General features: G+C 35.4%; 16 protein-coding genes and 2 pseudogenes. 15 read left to right on the top strand and 3 right to left on the bottom strand.

What is annotated here, in order from left to right; all coding sequences use genetic code 11:
• Positions 1-34 precede the first annotated feature (34 nt).
• From FG383_RS01225 to FG383_RS01210, 3 genes are all read left to right on the top strand, one after another.
• The gene (locus FG383_RS01225) at positions 35-409 is read left to right on the top strand and encodes a cytochrome-c oxidase (RefSeq protein WP_142605025.1); all 375 of its coding nucleotides are present in this window, start codon (positions 35-37) and stop codon (positions 407-409) included.
• 482 nt (positions 410-891) lie between these two features.
• Positions 892-1,857, top strand: coding sequence for a UV DNA damage repair endonuclease UvsE (gene uvsE / locus FG383_RS01215; RefSeq protein ID WP_142605024.1), 966 nt, complete (start codon positions 892-894; stop codon positions 1,855-1,857).
• A gap of 112 nt (positions 1,858-1,969) precedes the next feature.
• Entirely contained in the window at positions 1,970-2,185 is a 216-nt protein-coding gene (locus FG383_RS01210) for a DUF3243 family protein (RefSeq protein ID WP_142605023.1), read from the top strand.
• On the opposite strand, the gene FG383_RS21435 is transcribed toward FG383_RS01210, so the two are convergent.
• On the bottom strand, positions 2,111-2,560 hold the full coding sequence (locus tag FG383_RS21435; protein WP_142605022.1) for a methyl-accepting chemotaxis protein: 450 nt from the start codon (positions 2,558-2,560) through the stop codon (positions 2,111-2,113). The two genes, FG383_RS01210 and FG383_RS21435, sit on opposite strands and share 75 nt — an antisense overlap.
• Before the next feature lie 267 nt (positions 2,561-2,827).
• Here FG383_RS21435 and FG383_RS01200 point away from each other — a divergent pair, with 267 nt between their 5' ends.
• The 11 genes and pseudogenes from FG383_RS01200 (at position 2,828) to FG383_RS01150 (ending at position 14,772) form a co-directional block, all read left to right on the top strand.
• Entirely contained in the window at positions 2,828-4,009 is a 1,182-nt protein-coding gene (locus tag FG383_RS01200) for an AAA family ATPase (protein ID WP_142605021.1), read from the top strand.
• A 13-nt stretch (positions 4,010-4,022) separates the two neighbouring features.
• Positions 4,023-5,450: a VWA domain-containing protein gene (locus tag FG383_RS01195; protein ID WP_246096798.1), complete on the top strand. Its 1,428-nt coding sequence runs from the start codon at positions 4,023-4,025 to the stop codon at positions 5,448-5,450.
• Positions 5,451-5,622: 172 nt separating this feature from the next.
• On the top strand, positions 5,623-6,057 hold the full coding sequence (locus FG383_RS01190; RefSeq protein ID WP_142605019.1) for a YugN family protein: 435 nt from the start codon (positions 5,623-5,625) through the stop codon (positions 6,055-6,057).
• A gap of 288 nt (positions 6,058-6,345) precedes the next feature.
• The gene (locus tag FG383_RS01185) at positions 6,346-7,140 is read left to right on the top strand and encodes a DUF4097 family beta strand repeat-containing protein (protein WP_142605018.1); all 795 of its coding nucleotides are present in this window, start codon (positions 6,346-6,348) and stop codon (positions 7,138-7,140) included.
• Between the two features lie 162 nt (positions 7,141-7,302).
• Positions 7,303-8,108 (top strand): annotated as a pseudogene (locus tag FG383_RS01180) (YitT family protein).
• A 146-nt stretch (positions 8,109-8,254) separates the two neighbouring features.
• A complete protein-coding gene (locus FG383_RS01175; protein ID WP_142605017.1) occupies positions 8,255-9,859 on the top strand; it encodes a spore germination protein in 1,605 nt (534 codons plus the stop codon).
• A gap of 23 nt (positions 9,860-9,882) precedes the next feature.
• The gene (locus FG383_RS01170) at positions 9,883-11,070 is read left to right on the top strand and encodes a Ger(x)C family spore germination protein (protein ID WP_142605016.1); all 1,188 of its coding nucleotides are present in this window, start codon (positions 9,883-9,885) and stop codon (positions 11,068-11,070) included.
• A 6-nt stretch (positions 11,071-11,076) separates the two neighbouring features.
• Complete coding sequence (locus FG383_RS01165; protein WP_142605015.1) at positions 11,077-11,301, top strand: hypothetical protein; 225 nt, start codon at positions 11,077-11,079, stop codon at positions 11,299-11,301.
• A 37-nt stretch (positions 11,302-11,338) separates the two neighbouring features.
• Positions 11,339-12,437, top strand: a pseudogene (locus FG383_RS01160) (GerAB/ArcD/ProY family transporter).
• A gap of 59 nt (positions 12,438-12,496) precedes the next feature.
• Complete coding sequence (locus FG383_RS01155; RefSeq protein WP_142605014.1) at positions 12,497-13,612, top strand: GerAB/ArcD/ProY family transporter; 1,116 nt, start codon at positions 12,497-12,499, stop codon at positions 13,610-13,612.
• Between the two features lie 32 nt (positions 13,613-13,644).
• Positions 13,645-14,772, top strand: a complete 1,128-nt coding sequence (locus tag FG383_RS01150; RefSeq protein ID WP_246096789.1) for a GerAB/ArcD/ProY family transporter — start codon at positions 13,645-13,647, stop codon at positions 14,770-14,772.
• 57 nt (positions 14,773-14,829) lie between these two features.
• Here FG383_RS01150 and FG383_RS01145 read toward each other — a convergent pair whose 3' ends face one another.
• Positions 14,830-15,249 carry a universal stress protein gene (locus FG383_RS01145; protein WP_142605013.1) on the bottom strand — a complete coding sequence of 140 codons (420 nt, stop codon included), beginning with the start codon at positions 15,247-15,249 and terminating at the stop codon, positions 14,830-14,832.
• Positions 15,250-15,272: 23 nt separating this feature from the next.
• Positions 15,273-16,730 carry a SulP family inorganic anion transporter gene (locus FG383_RS01140; RefSeq protein ID WP_142605012.1) on the bottom strand — a complete coding sequence of 486 codons (1,458 nt, stop codon included), beginning with the start codon at positions 16,728-16,730 and terminating at the stop codon, positions 15,273-15,275.
• A 375-nt stretch (positions 16,731-17,105) separates the two neighbouring features.
• Between FG383_RS01140 and FG383_RS01135 the strand changes: the two genes are divergently transcribed.
• Entirely contained in the window at positions 17,106-18,470 is a 1,365-nt protein-coding gene (locus tag FG383_RS01135; protein WP_142605011.1) for a sigma-54 interaction domain-containing protein, read from the top strand.
• Positions 18,471-18,538 lie beyond the last annotated feature (68 nt).

Raw genomic sequence — 18,538 nt, 5'->3', positions numbered from 1 at the left:
TAATCCTATATTAGAAAAAAGCATTACCTGAGGCATGGCTATCCGCTTTATCAAGATTTCGGTCGTTTATTTTGTCATTGGGGTTCTGTTAGGTCTGTACATGTCGATGGCGCACGATTATGTATTAAAAGGGGTGCACGTGCATGTCAATCTGCTCGGCTGGACATCATTTGCGTTAGCGGGTTTTGTGTATCATTTATTTCCTAGCACGAGCAATAATATGTATGCAAAATTACATTTTTGGAGTGCTAATATAGGCCTACCATTAATGATGATAGCGCTTACAGTACTCGTTTTGAAAGGAGCAGAAGAGGCGACTGTATTTACTGCAATTGGTGGGGTCCTCGTCGTGTTTAGCGTAATAATACTCGCTATTAATGTGTTCAAGAACGTACGATCTACCAATTAATAAAATCGAATAAAATGCCGATCTGTTGTTCCATCGACGAATAGCGGAGCGGCTTTTTTGTATGTATGTATGTGTAAAATAGCTCTCAAGGCTTCCGTTAGAAAAAAAAAGAAGGCGTTCTATCATAAATGTATGCTTGATGGGCAAATATATCTAGAAAGAGGCATTCTCATGGAATCCATTTTTTCAAAAAGCTTTAAATGAAAATTATCGTTTCTGTTTATTCAGTATTAATAAAAGGAGAAAAATAGATAGAAATCCGTTTTGGGTATGTAGCCACTGCTATAGGTTTATGGGATGCAAGCCCTTCCAAAAATTTAACTTATGCTCGCTATTCAGCTCTTACTAAAAGTGAACGAATGGACAAGCTTATGTTGAAACTCATAGAAGAAATTGCTTCTATTAGGGGAGTCAAACGTACATCAGGCGGTGAGGTGGTGTGGTGAATGAGAGAATAACTAATTTGGAAAGAGGTGGAGAAAATGACGATAGTACGTCTCGGTTATGTAGCAATGAGCATGGAATTAAAAAATGCATCTCCCTCACAAACCATGACATTTACACAATTCCAGAAAATTGATGACAGAGAAGCTGCTATTCATAAATTGGAACGTATTTCGTTATCGAATTTAGAAAATACACTTAGAATTCTAAAGCATAATGCAGCATCTGATATCCATTTTTATCGTTTATCTTCTCGTCTAATTCCTCTGGCCAACCATGTAGACCTTTTTGATTGGAATTATCTGAAGCCTCTACATAATCTGCTGCGTGAGATTGGTGATTTTGCCAATAAACACGAAATAAGAATTGATTTTCATCCTGATCACTTTGTTCTCATTAATTCCATGAAAAAAGAAATTTTAGTAAATTCCATACAAACGTTGAAAATGCATTATTTATTATTAAAAAGGATGGGAATTGAGCCTACTCATCGGTGTGTCATGCATGTGGGAGGTAATTATAAGGAGACCGATGCATCGCTAGAACGTTTTATAGATAATTGGATGGTCGTCCCGAGATCGATTCAAAAAATGATTATGCTTGAAAATGACGATACTTCATTTACGCTAGAGGATACTCTTTATTTATGTGAAAAACTGGATATCCCTCTTGTATTCGATTACCATCATCATCTTGCTCACCATCGAAATGCTGAATGGGAAGTTCATTGGAACCGAATCATCCAAACGTGGAGGCATTCTCCTCTTCCTATAAAAATGCATATTTCCAGTCCAAAAAGCCAAAGTGCATTTCGCCATCATGCAGATTTTATTGATATAAATATGTTCTTTCAGTTTCTAAAAGAGATTAAGGGCAGCGTTTTGCAAATTGACTGCATGATTGAAGCGAAAAGTAAAGACGAAGCACTGTTTCATTTAATGGAGGAGATTAAAACTAGGGAAGATGTGGAAATCATTGATGGCTCTTCCTTTCATTTAAAATGATAGGAAGAGCTATCAATGATGTAATTTACTAATACTGTAACATTATGTACTCTTCATTGAACAAATCTAATCTAAGAGGTATCTTGCTGAAAAAGTTGAGTTGGGGGAAAACATGGGTCTGAGCGAAGAGAAGCTTGCTAAAAATACAGAGTTAGTTGCAAATTATCTCGCCAAACATGAAAATCCACGGAATAGAGAAGAGAAAATATTAATGGAACTTTGGAATTCCGGATCAAAAGAAGAACAACACGCACTATTTAGCAATCCCTTTAAATTCTTCAATAACCTTGTTAAATTTGGAGTGAGTTTCTGTAATCAGTTCTTGTAAATCATTAGTTATTTTACTAACTCTTTCTACTTCTCTTGTAATATTTTCAACATTAGAATTCACATTTTTAATAGCATCATCAACATTACCAGCCAATCTTCGTACTTCATCAGCTACAACTTTAAAACCTCGTCCTTGTTCTCCTACACGAGCTGCTTCGATAGCTGCGTTCAATGCAACCATATTCGTTTGCGAAGAAATGTTACGTATGCTTTTAGATGTCTCACTTATTAAATCAGTTTGTTTCTTTAATGATTCAACTGCTTGTAATTTTTCTCCAGAATTTTTAACAACCATATTCACTAATTCTAATGGCATATCTTTTAATTGATTAATAATTTTTGCTGTGTTCATTTCATGGTCTGTAATATCCATAATTTGTATGCTGATATCGTTTGTAGCAAAGTAGACCGTGAAGCTGGATTTACCATTTACTTAAAATGCCTCAATTCGTGCTTGCCTCATTGATCGAAGTTGATTGTTTATCATGTAAAAAAACCTAACCATTAATGTTAATGTGATTATGACATAACACAAAAAAGGTAAGATGGGCGAGTATTTGCCGCATATTTCGGAATAGCAAATGATAGGGATGGAAAAGCTTGTTGAAAACACATTAAAAAGTGACGGGAGTAGTGGTAAATGGAGAACAACCTTTCAAAATTAGATGAAATTAGTAATTCTTTAAATGCTAAGTTTTATGAGCGCGAAGCTGAGGTAGAAGCACTACTAATTGCGATATTATCACGACAACATATACTCATGATCGGTCCTTCAGGTACCGCGAAATCTGCACTAGCCGTGGAACTTGCAAAAATTATACAAGGCACTAAATATTTTCAATGGCTGCTAACGAGATTTAGTACACCTGAGGAGTTATTTGGTCCTTTATCGCTGAAGGCCCTGGAACAAGGCGTATACAAGCGGAATACAGAATCAAAAATGCCAGAAGTAAATTTAGTGTTTTTAGATGAAATTTTCAAGGCGAACAGTGCTATTCTAAACAGCTTACTAACCATCATTAATGAAAGAATTTTTTACAATAACGGGTCACCAGTACAAGTTCCTTTAATGTCTTTAATCGGAGCTTCAAATGAATATCCGGAAGAAGGTGAAGGACTTGAAGCGTTATTCGATCGTTTTTTACTTAGATATGAGGTTGAGTATATAGCAGATGATACGAATTTTATTTCTATGTTGAAAAATGCAGACCAACATGAGCAAATGCCAACCATGACAATGGAGGACTTGATACACTTTCAGTTCTTAACAGATATGGTAGTCATCCACGATGAAGTTTACAACGCCATTTCGAAGATTCGCAAAGATTTGCGTGATGAGGGAATTCGACCGTCAGATCGGAGGTTCAAACAGTCATTAAGTGTGCTGCAGGCGAGGGCGTTGATTCGCAAAAGACAAGTCGTGTTGGTAGAAGATATTGTAATTCTTGAAAATGCTCTTTGGGAAACGATTGATCAAAAAGATACAGTTTCATTCATTGTTCGTAGACATGCACAAGACACTACTATTCGGAAGCTCGATTCTATTCGAAATGAAGCAATTGAAGTGTTCAATTCAATAATGCAGGATAATTCGGTAGATTCTGGAATGGAAGCAACTCATAAAATGAAGGCTTTAGAGGCTGATTTGAATAAATTGAAAGGATGCTATGAAGGTTGTACTGTGGAAATCGATGCTTTACTTATTAAAGTGAAGTCGATGCATCAAGAAATTCTTAACGCTATTTTAGAACCGATGAATTTTGATGTGATAAATGACAAAAAGGAAAACGAGGAACCTTCCGGTATATTTTACAAAATGTGAAGGAAGTGCTCTAGTGAGAAGGAACAAAAACTACGAAGAATACTGTTCAGTATTAAATACAGATACATTTGATAAAAGGCGTTTTAAAGAAATTTTTGAAATGTCACAAGGGCTCCAAAAGCTCAGTGATAAGGCGGTATTACCTACGTTTGAACCTTTACTTTGTGATATTTGGGCTTCTATGTATAAGATGAAACCGGCAATAATAGCAAAGGATGTTGATAGCATCCTTTCGTTAAATAAATTACTTATAGAAGTCATCGTGGCGGATGAGAACTTTGCATCCTATCGAAATTTTACCCGATTAAATGATTTAGCATCTGCCATTAGTGCAATGAAGTACGGAGAAAAGACAAACCAATGGTTCGCCCAGCAACTAGAGAAAGATGAAGAACTTAAAGAACAGTCGCGGAAAATCCAACTAATACTAAGACAAACGCAAAAGCAAAAGCAGCAACTTCAAGAAGCTGATCGAAAAATCCATGAGAATACAATGATTGAATTGAATGGAAAATTACAGCAAATGATTCAAAGTAATAGCGAAAGCTTCTTGCAAGCCATGAACCAAGCCAGACAAGAATCTATGCAAGTGAGAGATGGGTTGAAATCATTGCTGGGAGGTATAAGTGCAGGAAATGCTGAGGCAGAATTAAAAAAAGTTCCTTTACGGGACAAAATTTTATTGGCAGAGAAAATTGCAACTTCTAAAAAGATGAAAGAAATAGCAGAATGGGCTGGGCGATTCAAAAAGATTGCTCGAAAAAAACAAAAGTCAAAACAGAGCCAGTCTGTTAGAAGAAATGGAGTTACAAATGGAAATGCCATTGAAAAATTGCTGCCAGTCGAGTTTATCTTCTATACACATCCGCTAACGAAAATAGATTTTCTACGTCGCTTTTCGGAAAGCCAAACTATGCAATTTGAACAGAAAAGGTCTGAGGTTTTGAAGAAGGGCCCAATTGTAATTTGTCTTGACCAATCGGATAGTATGAGCAGCCTTGACACCCAATCGAAAGGATTTACATTAGCCCTTATGTCCATTGCAAAGAAGCAGAGAAGAGATTTATGCTTAGTATTATTCTCTTCACATACTCAAGTTTTTAGATATGTAAAAGGGAAAATTGGAGCAACTGAAATGGTAAGGCTGTCACGGACCTTTTTAGGTGGAGGAACAAATTATGCACTTGCACTAGACGAAGCGGTGCATGTAATAAATGAAAGCCGTTTTAAACAAGCTGATATTATTTTTGTTACAGATGGCGAAAACCAAGTAACGGATTCGTTTCTAGAAGCATTCAATAAAAATAAACGAGAGAAAGCCTTCAATGTGCTTTCTCTCGTAATAGGTTGTAATAGAAATACAGTGGAACAGTTCACTGATAAGGTCATAGAAGTGATAGATTTTGATGACGAAGGGACTTTTACTGCATTCGAAGTGTAAGTACATTAAAAATACAAACTTAATGAGTCGATTCTAATTGTTGGTTTCTTCAAAAGTACTTTGGCAAGAGGAGACTGGTTATCAACCTGATGAAATTTCTATTTTTTTGGAAGGTATGACCACCTTCCTATTGTAAATACTTTATAGGGAATAACCCATAGGAGGAGATATCATGTTAAAATTGCAAACAGAATTAGAGGGACAAATAGCCTCTTTCGGCATTATGAACGATTGCATTCGAGACCTCGGTTATAATTTGGGAGGAAACTGGGATTATGATCGAGGGTGCTTTGATCACATCTTGTGCCAAGAAGGAGGAGAAACCATCTATATCCGCCTTCCTTTTTTCGTGATGGATGGCGAGCTGGACCATTATGAAGCAACCATTAAATTCGGAACACCTTACATTATCAAGCATGTTGTGCATGTCGGTCTGGATCGTGATGAAAACTCACTATTGGATGCAACTGGATTTAGTCAATTCCAGCAACCAATTGATACAGATGGAAAGATTATTGATAAAAATAGATGGATTCATGCAGGGGAAGTCGCCGTGGAGAATCTTTTGAACTGTATGCAGACGCAGCATTTGTTAAAAATCAGTTGAGTCATTTGGAAAAGTGGGTCCATAAATTTTTAAAAAAAGCAACCGACAAGAAAGTATCTTGTTAATTTTATGCTTAAGAATGGTATTTACTTTCATTTAACTAGAAACTAAATAGCCCTTCCTTGAGTTAACGGCTTATGGGATGGGTTATTTTTTCTATTCAATTTATAATAATGATATTATAAGCCTCAAGACTTAGATGTAATCACTGCTCCAGACCATTCCAATATTTTCTATGTACTATATAATAAGGTGCAACAAGTAATAGATTAAATGGAGGATGACTAGATGAGTTTCAAAAAGATTGCAATTATCTGTGTTTTTGTTTTACTAGCTGGAGCAGCAATAAATATTATTTTAAATGTCCAAGATACATTCGTAAACAAATCAGATGAAATTGCTGTGGAAAATACTAATTATTGCAATATTGGACTTTTAGCAGGTAATGCAGCTGTTGAATTACTGCCAACGAAAGAAAATAAAACGACAGTATCATTTACAGGTAAAATGAAGAAAAAATTGAACTATCATTTTAGTGCTGATGTTAAAGGGGATACCCTATATGTCGAGTTAAAAGAAAAGCGTTGGCAAATTATCCAGTTTGGTTTTTCTTCATTGAACAATAAAATCACTGTTCAAGTGCCTGAAAAGGAGTATGAAGAAATTAAAGCCGAAATCGATAATGGTCGAATAATTGTAAAAAACATGCAAGCTACAGTAGTGAATCTTGAATCAGATAATGGGCGGATAGATCTTACAGATGTTGCTGCCGAAAACGTACATGTTCAAACTGATAATGGAAAAATTCAACTTCATAACGTAGAGGGCTCTATAAACGCTGAGACAGATAATGGGCAAATATCATTAATAACGAACAACTTAGATCGAGCGATTACGTTAGAAACGAATAATGGACTTATTAGCATTCAAGCTGAACAGGAACCTACAAACGCAACGATTCATGCTAAAACAGACAATGGAAGAATAAGCATTTTTGGTAAATCAGCAGAGCAAACGACGTTTGGAAAAGGCAAAAATTTGATCAATCTATCAACGGATAACGGAATGATCACTGTAAAATAAGGTGATAATTTGTGAAGGATCAACAACTTCTATTGAATGGTATGATTTTCTTTGTTAAATTATTTCATATATCATTAGAAGAGAATATTCTTGTATATACAAGTAAACTCGTCCTAAATGGGCGAGTTTTTTTTGAAACAAATTGGAAGGGAGTATATGTATATGAAAAATTTAATCGTAATTGTGGGCTCCCTAATTATCGCCTTTGCATTTAATTTCTTTTTAGTCCCTCATGAAATACTAAGTAGTGGGGTAAGTGGGATTGCTATTTTACTTGGATTAATAACTCCATTTGATACCGGATTACTGAACTTCATCCTTAATTTACCTTTGCTTGTATTAGGTTATTTCAAGCTAGGGAAAAGAATTACGATGAATACACTCGTTTGTGTTATCTCCTTATCCGTTTTTTGTACTTCCTACCTGCACAATCCATCACAGACAATATATTGCTCTCATCTATATTAGGTGGAATAATAGGAGGCATCGGAATTGGGATTATTTTAAAATATTCAGGCACTTCAGGTGGAATGGATATTATTGCAATGATTATTTCTCGAAAAAGTAATATTCGTGTCGGTTTACTTTTAACAGGTATGAATGGAGTTATCGTACTCATTTCAGGAGCAGTATTTAACTGGGAAATTGCATTGTATACGTTGTTGTCCATCTACATGACTGGTAAAATGGTCGATACAATCCACACGAATCACGAAAAACTGACGATGCAAATTGTTACAACTTCTGGTGAAGAAATTCGGAAAGAACTACTTAGTTCGATTTACCGTGGATTGACCATTACAGATGGTTATGGTGGTTTTACTTTAGAAAAAAAGCAGATTTTAATGATGGTCGTTACCCGTTATGAAACGATGCAGATTAAACAAATCGTTCGTAAACATGATGAAAAAGCATTTATCAATATTTTTGAAACGGTTGAAGTCGTTGGTGAATTTTCTAAAAATTGAAAATTATTATTGTTTCTCATAAAATAGTCGATATTCCTATATTTAGGAATGCCGGCTTTTTTTCTTGATTTAAGGGATATTTTCGCATAATTTTGGACAAACTTAGTCAGTACTTACATAACTTTTAACAGTAAAAGAGGGATACTATGGGATTTTTTTATGAGAAAAAAAATAATCAGTTAAAATCCACAACTCCTTCCAAGAGTCAAAAGAAGGAGTCTAATAAAAAACAACCATTAAAAACTAGCCTTCAAGATAACATAAAAACCGTAAAGGATACGCTAGGTGAAAGCACGGATATTGTAATTCGAGAGATTCGAATCGGTAAAGGAGGAGTCCTTGAAGCAGCAATAATGTATACAGACGGTTTAAGCGATGCAGCATCTATACAAAATTTCATCATGGAATCGTTAATGCTAGATATTAAAGATAAAGAGGTAGAAAGCGAACTTACTCCAAATCCAAAACTAATGAGCACGTTAAAAGATTTTGTCATGACCGTAGGAGAAATAAAAGATGTGGACCTTTTTGAGGAGTTATTCACTGCCCTTTTATCAGGGGATGTAGTTCTTTTGATTGATGGGTATTCGGAAGGGTTTATCATTGGTAATAAGCGCTGGGCTGAACGTGGAGTTACAGAAAGTACGACCCAGACAGTAATAAGAGGTCCAAGGGAAGCATTCTCAGAAAATATACGTATAAATACCGCTTTGTTACGACGAAAAATAAAAGATCCGAAACTTTGGATGGAAAACAAAGTAATAGGAAAACGCACAAAAACGAACATAGCGGTAATGTATATCAAAGGCATTGCAAATGACGATATAGTGGAAGAACTTCGTTTGCGTTTGGATCGCATTGACATCGATGGAATACTCGAAAGTGGCAATATTGAGGAATTGATTCAAGATGCACAATTGTCCACTTTTCCAACTGTTTATAATTCGGAACGGCCTGATGTAGTAGCAGCTGCTCTCTTGGAAGGTAGAATAGCTATTATAATAGATGGTACACCATTTGTGTTAACCGTTCCTGCCTTATTTGTTGAATTCTTTCAATCTTCAGAAGACTATTATCAACGTGCTGATCTCACTAGTCTTGTTCGAATCCTTCGATTTTTTTCGTTTGTGATTGCATTACTTGCCCCTGCTTTATTTATTGCGGCTACTACTTTTCATCATGAAATGATACCGACTGCCCTCCTTATTAACCTGGCGGCCCAACGAGAGGGAGTCCCATTCCCTGCATTTATAGAGGCACTTATAATGGAGATCACCTTTGAAATTTTGCGAGAAGCTGGTTTAAGAATGCCAAGAGCTATCGGTTCAGCAATGTCCATAGTAGGGGCATTTGTTATTGGAACGGCAGCAGTAGAAGCAGGTATGATTTCTGCTGCGATGGTAATCGTCGTGTCTATTACAGCTATTGCTAGTTTTGTTTCTCCTACTTACGACATGGCGATGTCCGTCAGAATTTTGCGTTTTGTATTTATGGGACTTGCTGCTTCGTTTGGATTATTTGGAATCACTGTAGGTTTAATTGCGCTCATTTTGCATTTATGTAGTTTACGTTCGTTCGGCATTCCATATATGTACCCAATAGCCCCTTTTAATATTGATGGTCAAAAGGATACATTTATTCGTTTACCTATATGGAAAATGTTTACTCGGACTCATTTAATTAGTCAAGAAAATATAAAGAAACAGCAAAATCCAGCCTCTGCAAAGCCAGAGCCAGAAAAAGACCAATGAGATATAGTTAGGGGGATTAGTCAATGAAAAGAGGCATCTTCATATTACTAATTGTTAGCATCTTTCTCACGGGTTGTTGGAATCGAAGGGAATTAAACGAGCTAGCTATAACGCTGGCGATAGGAATTGATAAATCAGATGACGAATACTTAGTTTCAGCTCAAGTCGTAGTACCTTCAGAAGTCTCTATGAAAGGTGGTAAGGGAGGTTCTCCAGTAACCCTTATTCAAGGGCGAGGAGAAACAGTGTATGAAGCCATTCGAAAAATGACAAAGGGCTTGTCTAGAAAAATGTATCCTGGACATCTTCGGATGCTTGTAATAAGTGAATCATTAGCTAAAGAAGGAATTGGAGATCCCTTAGATTTGATATCAAGAGATTGGGAAATACGATCGGATTTCTACGTTGCTGTAGCTAAGGACACTACAGCAGAACAAATTTTGAACGTCCAAACTCCGTTAGAAACCATACCAGCCAATAAAATGTTTAGCACACTTAAAGTGTCGGAAGAAAACTGGGCAGCTACGGTAGGAGTTACATTAGATCAGCTGATAACAGATCTGCGAAGTGATGGAAAAGAAGCAGTGTTAACGGGGATTCTAGTGACAGGAAAGCCGGAAATAGGATCAAGCAAACAAAATGTGGAAACAATCACTCCAGCTGCAAGTATTAAGCTTGATGATTTAGCGGTATTTAAAGATGATAAACTAATTGGTTGGTTAACAGAAGATGAAAGTAGAGGCTATAATGGCATCATAAATCAAGTGAAAAACACGGTAGGTACAGTTTCATGCCCTGAAGGAGGAAAGGCAGATATAGAGGTCCTTCGTTTCAACACAAAAGTGAAAGGTAATGTTAAAAATGGAAGTCCGGAAGTGGCTGTCCAAGTTAAGATAGAGGCAAATATAGGTGCGATAGAATGTCCAATCGATATTACTAAACCTGAATCAATTGAAACTCTAGAGAAAGCTTACGAAAAAGCAGTGGAAGAGACGATTAACCATTCTATTAGCAACGTACAAGAAAAATATGAGACAGACATTTTTGGATTTGGTAATGCAATTCATCGATCAAATCCGAAAGAATGGAAAACGATGAAAAAGCATTGGGACCAGCAATTTACTGACTTGGTAGCAAACGTTAAAGTGGATGTAAAAATTCTGAAAACCGGTACAGTGAATAATTCTGTAGTAGAAAAAGGAAAGGACTAACTAATTATGCTGAAAAGCGTAGGAATACTCCTAGTAGCTGCTGTTATCCTATTTATTGAAGTTCCACCTCTATTGGAAAAAAAGTATAAAAAAGAGTTAATAGTGTTTTCGATCCTTCTTGCTTTTGGAGTTGGGTTAGGTATTGCTTATAGTTTTGGAAAATCTATTCCAAATCCAATTGATCTTCTAACTTTCATTTTTAAGCCATTACATGATGCAATAACTCGTTAGGTCAATTAGAACGTAAGGTGAGGTGGCATATTATAGGATGCAAAAAATTAAAATAAATTCGTACCAATTTCTAGTTTTAGTTATCTTTTTTACGGTTGGTACGAGCATCTTAATTGTACCATCAGCTTTAGCTAGCTTTGCGAAGCAGGACGCTTGGATTGCTGCAATAATTGGTACGGGCATTGGACTATTGATAGTATGGCTATTCACGAAAATAGGCCTTTGGTTTCCTAACCTCACCTTTATTCAAATGAATGAAACTCTTTTTGGAAAGTGGGTAGGTAAAGCTTTTTCTATTTTTTTTATTCATGACTCTTTTATTTACTGTTACTATTTTGCATCATTCTGGTTCATTTCTTACCACTCATGTGATGCCAAATACACAAATGGCAGCCACTAATATATTGATGGCGAGTATAGTGGTAATGGCAGTTCGTCTTGGAATAGAGACCATTGCTCGTTCTGCAGAAATTTTTATCGGCGTTTTCTTTCTACTTTTTATAATATTAGTGGTTTTTATAGCACCTGATATCGAATTCGAAAACATTCAACCTGTATTTGAGGCAGATATTAAAAGTTTAGCTCAATCATCGTTATCTTTGATCATTGTATCTTCCGTCAATGCTGTTAGTTTATTGATGATTTTCCCTGCATTTATTAACCAACCTAAATCTGCTAAGAAATCTTTTTTATTTGGAAATTTAATAGGGGGATTAGTTATGATTATCCTCACGTTTTTGTGTATTTCCGTATTAGGTGTTGATTTAACCGCAAGACAGGAGTTTCCTGGCTATGGTTTGGCCAAAATGATAAACATTGGGAATTTTATAAACCGAGTAGAGGCACTGATGGCTGCTCTTTGGATTATTTGTCTTTATTTTAAGATGGTTCTCTATTTCTACGCATCGGTCTATGGGTTAGCACAAATATTAAATTTGAAAGATTATCGTCCTTTAACGTATCCGTTAGGGATGATTGCCATTGTCCTATCACTCGTGGTTTTTCCTAACGTTATGGAACAACAAAAATTTGATACGACTATAAGTAAATACCTATCTTTAACGATTGGAATTCTTTTACCTCTTTTGATGGTAATTGTATATGCTATACGAAAAAAACAATGGAAAAAATCCTGATTACGCTTAGTTTAATTTGAGTAAATCTGAACGAACCAGAGTTGAGGTGGAGAAATTATATGTTGCCAACCGTTAAAATAAATTCGTACCAATTTTTAGTTTTAGTTATATTATTTACGATCGGTACTAGCATCTTAGTAATACCATCTGCTTTAGCTGCCAACGCGAAACAAGACGCTTGGATTGCCGCAATTCTTGGTATGGGGATTGGACTATTGATTGTATGGCTATTCACGAAAATAGGGCTCTGGTTCCCGAACCTTACTTATATTCAAGTGAATGAAACGCTTTTTGGAAAATGGATAGGTAACATCTTTTCTTTCTTATTTATCTTCATGACTTTTTTATATACTGCAATACTCTTGTATTATTCTGGTTCATTCCTGACGATCCATGTAATGCCAAATACGCCAATGGCAGCTACTAATATTCTTTTGGCTATCATATTAGTTATGGCGGTTCGACTGGGGCTTGAAACGGTTGCACGTTCTGCAGAAATATTTATTGTCATTTTCTTTATACTCTTTTTTATTTTGGTGGTTTTTATCGCCCCTGAAGTCGAATTTAAAAACATCCAGCCTGTTTTGGAGACAGATATAAATAAAATCTTTCAGTCATCGTTACCATTGATCGTTCTATCAGCTATGAATGCTATTAGTTTGTTAATGATTTTTCCAGCCTTTATTAACCGGCCTAGATCTGCTAAGAAATACTTTTTAATTGGAAATATAATTGGTGGACTAATTATCACTATTATCACCACCTTGTGTATTTTAGTATTGGGTAGTGATATGACCGCTTTCCAGAAGTTTCCGGGTTATGAACTGGCCAAAAAGATAAACATTGGAAATTTCGTAACACGTATAGAAGCAATGATGGCTGCACTTTGGATTATTTGTCTCTATTTTAAGATGGTTATTTATTTTTATGCAGCTGTAATTGGTTTGGCTCAAATGTTTCAATTGAAAGATTATCGTCCTCTAACATACCCGTTAGGCATGATTGTCGTCATCTTATCGCTCGTGATTTTCCCTAACATTTTAGAGCAAAGTGTTTATGACGCTACTATTGATATTTACTTTGCATTAACAGTTTGCCTTCTTTTACCTCTCTTAATGGTAGTTGTATATGCTATACGAAAAAAACAATTGAAAAAAAATTCTGATCACGCTTAAGTTAATTTAGATAAATATGGACTAGAGGTGAGGTGAAGAAATATATGTTGCCAACTGTTAAAATAAATTCGTATCAATTTCTAGTTTTAAGTATCTTATTTTCGATTGGTACGAGCATCTTAATTGTACCATCGGCTTTAGCTACCAACTCAAAGCAAGACGCTTGGATTGCTGCAATAATTGGAACAGGAATCGGACTGTTGATCGTATGGCTATACACGAAAATGGGTCTTTGGTTTCCTAACCTCACCTTTGTTCAGATGAATGAAACTCTTTTTGGAAAATGGGTAGGTAAAGCTTTTTCTTTCTTATTTGTATGTATGACTCTTCTATATACTGCTATTCTGTTGTATAATTCTGGGGCATTTCTTAACACGCATGGGATGTCAAGTACACCAATGGCAGCTACTAATATTTTGATGGCGATTATACTGGTAATGGCTGTTCGTCTTGGAATTGAGACGATCGCTCGTTCTGCAGAAATATTTATCGGCGTTTTCTTCCTACTTTTTATTATATTGGTAGTTTTTATTGCACCACAAATACAATTTGAAAATATTCAGCCGGTATTTGATGTAGATATTAAAAGTCTGGCACAATCATCATTAACATTGATCGTTGTTTCTTCTGTCAACGCTGTTAGTTTATTAATGATTTTCCCAGCCTTTATTAACAAACCTAAATCCGCTCAAAAATCCTTTTTCATTGGAAATTTAATAGCTGGACTAGTTATCATTATCATCACACTTTTGTGTATCCTCATATTAGGCGCTGATTTAACCGCCAGACAGATGTTTCCTGGCTATGGTTTGGCCAAAATGATAAACGTCGGAAATTTTATAAATCGAGTAGAAGCCATAATGGGAACACTATGGATTATTAGTCTCTATTTTAAGATGGTTCTTTATTTTTACGCATCCGTTTATGGGTTGGCGCAAATTTTGAATTTGAAAGATTATCGCCCTTTAACGTATCCGTTGGGAATGATTGTCATAGTCCTGTCGCTTGTGATCTATCCTAATGTAATGTATCAAAAAAAATTTGAGACTACGACAGGCCTTTATTTTTCATTAACGATCGGACTGCTTTTACCTCTTTTGATGGTGGGTGTATATGCTATAAGAAAAAAACAATTGAAAAAAGATGCTATTTCTTCGTAACTATTTATGAACTAAAAAACCCTGCCATTTTTAAAAGGGCAGGGTACATTTTTGTGCTTATTTCACTATTAATACAGGACAGTTGACTCTTTTCACTACTTTATGGCTTACGCTCCCAAGGACCATTTCTTGCAATGCATTCAATCCTCTCGAACCTATGACAACTAATTCAAAAGCATGCTCGTTTGCATATCTAATAATAGTTGGTCCAGGTTCACCTCGTAAAATGTTCGTGGTGTACGGAATATTTTTTGCCTGTAACAGTTCTTGTATTGGGATTAATTTTTGCCGACGTGAAAAATCGAGGGCTTCTTTTCCTTGCGTATGCAATATCTCATTCTTTGACTTAGCGAAATCTGCTACATATATAATATCTACTTTACATTCAGAATTCATAGAAGCAATTTTTATAGCTTCAACAGATGCACGGAGCGAGTTTTCCGAACCATCAGCTGCTAATAAGATCTTTTCATACATATTCAGCACCCCCAAAAAATTGACTAATTGGAAATTGTGTTCGTTTTTTTGTAAATAGCTAATTTTTCAACCATTTTTTCACTTGAAGAATCCAGTCCTTCAATTGTAACAATATTTTGACGTTCACGATACTTCAAAACTACCTTATCGATTGCACCGACTGCTGAATCGTCCCAAACATGTGATTCGGTGAAATCGATAATAATATTTCTATTTTCCACAGTATAGTTAAAAGCATCAATAAATTCTTCTACAGATGCGAAAAATAATTGACCTTCTATTACAAAATGGATAAAGTCATCACCCTGTTTTTCGATTACTCTAATTTTCGCTATTTTTGCAACGAAAAAGATAGTACTTAAAATTACTCCAGCAATTACGCCTTTCGATAAATCATGCGTTGCAACAACAATAATAACGGTAGTAAGCATTACAATTGCATCTGACCGGGGAGCTTTTCGTAAGTAAGAAAAAGACGACCAGTCAAATGTCCCAATGCATACCATGATCATAATACCAACTAATACTGGCATAGGAATTTGGACTACTAAATCTCCTAAAACGATGATTAAGAACATCAAAAGTAAACCTGCCACAAGTGTAGAAAGTCGTCCACGCCCACCTGATTTTACATTAATGACCGACTGACCAATCATCGCACAACCAGCCATTCCTCCAAAGAAACCAGTAATGATATTGGCAATACCTTGTCCTTTTGCTTCCTTATTCTTATTACTATCTGTCCCTGTCATATCATCCACGATAGATGCAGTTAGCAAGGATTCTAATAAACCAACAATTGCTAGGGCAATGGAGTAAGGGAAGATGATAGCGAGTGTTTCAAAAGTGAAGGGTATATTCGGAATAAAAAACTCAGGTAAAGATTTCGTGATTCCTCCTAAATCTCCAACGACTTTCATATCAATTCCGGCATACAAAGTAACTGCTGTAAGCGCAATAATTGCAATAAGTGGGGCAGGGATAGACTTTACAAATCGAGGAAGCACGTACACGATGACTAAAGTAATCGCTACAAAAATATATGTCACAGTGGACTCCCCTAGAATATGTGGAACTTGGGCTAAGAAAACTAAGATTGCTAAAGCATTTACAAAGCCAATCATGACAGCCCGAGGAATAAATTTCATCAGTTTCGCTATTTTAAAAACACCAAATAGGATTTGAATCACACCTGTTAACACAGTCGCTGCTAGTAAATAATCAAGTCCGTACTCCTTTACTAGTGGAACCATCAATAGAGCCATTGCTCCTGTTGCTGCAGAAATCATACCTGGACGGCCTCCAACAAATGCAATCGTAACTGCAATCAGAAACGAAGCATATAATCCGACCATCGGATCAACTCCGGCAATAATGGAGAAAGCAATTGCTTCTGGAATCAGTGCTAACGCAACTACAGCTCCAGCTAAGATGTCTGCTCTTACATTGGAAAACCATTCTTTCTTTATTTTTTCTAACACTAAATTGTTCACCTCATCTATCTTTCCATTTCATTTATTTTTATTCATCGTATCAGTTTAACATTGTTCCAACCAAAACAAAATATTTTTTGAAGGTAAAGGTGATACTGAACTGAAAAAACTTAACTTAGAATATAAATATATTGATAGGATTTGAAACGTGTACGATAATGAAATAAAATGAAATGCATTTAGATTAGGAACGTCTACTGAAAGCAACTGTCTCCATGTCCATGTTATATGCTTGTTGAGGAATAGAAGATAATGATTCTGATTGGGAAAATTCATATAGATGTGTACAGTTGCTTGAAGAGCAAAGAAGTCTTAATATATTGGATATTTGAGGGTTGAGCAATTGAAAGGATGGACAAGTAAATGAGTTTTACAGAACTTAATCATTTATCTGATTATGACAACGTGTTAGTTGTAGATGCGAATGGGATTACAACCTTTTATGATTTAGCTGATTTGCATATTTTAAAGCATATAGGTCTCAAGCCAGAAGAGTTTTTAAGAAAAAGTGTGACATCCTTTTATAAAAACTTATCGATAGAAGATAGTACTTTAATGACTGTATTAAGAACTGGTAAACCGTTATGGAATGCAGAGCAAGAACTAACATCTAATAATGGCTTCACATATACTTCAAGAAGTTCTACGTTTCCTATTCACAATGGAACTTCCATCGTAGGAGCTATAGAATTTTCAAAGCACTACTATCAAAAAGAAGATATACAATTACTCGATCAATTCGCAAGTCATAAAATGTATCGAAAAAATAATACCATTTATACAATTGACAATTTAATTTCACAAAGTTGTGTGATGGAAGAAATAAAGAATAAAATACGCAAAGTCTCTAGTACCGATTCGACTATCCTAATAAATGGTGAAACAGGAACCGGAAAAGAAATTGTTGCACAGTCCATTCATAATTTAAGTAATCGCTATACTCAACCATTTGTCTCGATAAATTGTGGGGAAATACCTTCCACTTTCATAGAACATATACTGTTCGGAACGGAGAAAGATACTTTAACAGCAACACCTGATATCCTTGGTATTTTAGAGCAAGCAAACGGAGGAACAATCTTTCTTGATGAAATTAGTGCTTTAGATATTAAGCTCCAAGCTAAATTATTGAAAGTAATTGAGGACAAACTCATCCGTCGTGTAGGTGGAAAACAGGATATTCACTTGAACATACGTGTAATAGCGGCTACCAACGAAAATCCTGATAAATTAATGAGAGAAAAACTATTACGTGAAGATTTGTATTACCGATTAAGTGTCTTTCAATTAGATTTACCACGATTATCTGACCGGAAAGAGGATATTACTGCACTTATTCATTATTTTATCGAATTTTATAATCGTCATATGCAAATCAAAATTGAAAGATTGGATAATCAGGTATTACTAGCTTTTCAACAATATAATTGGCCGGGTAATGTAAGAGAATTTAAGAATGCAATGGAAACCGCGTATAATAATGCAAGCTCAAAAGAGGTTAACATAAATGATATTCCAGCGAAAATAAGAAACTACTCAAGTGTGTTGGAGAAAACAACTTTTTCCGAAAATAACTTTAACCTAAAAGATAAAGTGGAGGAATATGAAAAAAATCTTATTGTGATAGAACTAAATAACACTGGAGGAAAACTTGCAGAAACCGCTAGAAGATTAGGTATTTCAAAACAATTATTAAAATATAAAATGGAAAAATACGACTTGAGGTAAAAATATTTTTACGAAGGGGGGTAAAAAATTTACCTCCTTTTTTTATTTGAAGATATTAATTAAGATAA

Origin of the sequence: Psychrobacillus soli (assembly GCF_006861775.1) — a bacterium.
Classification (GTDB): domain Bacteria; phylum Bacillota; class Bacilli; order Bacillales_A; family Planococcaceae; genus Psychrobacillus; species Psychrobacillus soli.
This window is presented reverse-complemented; position numbering and strand designations above follow the sequence as displayed.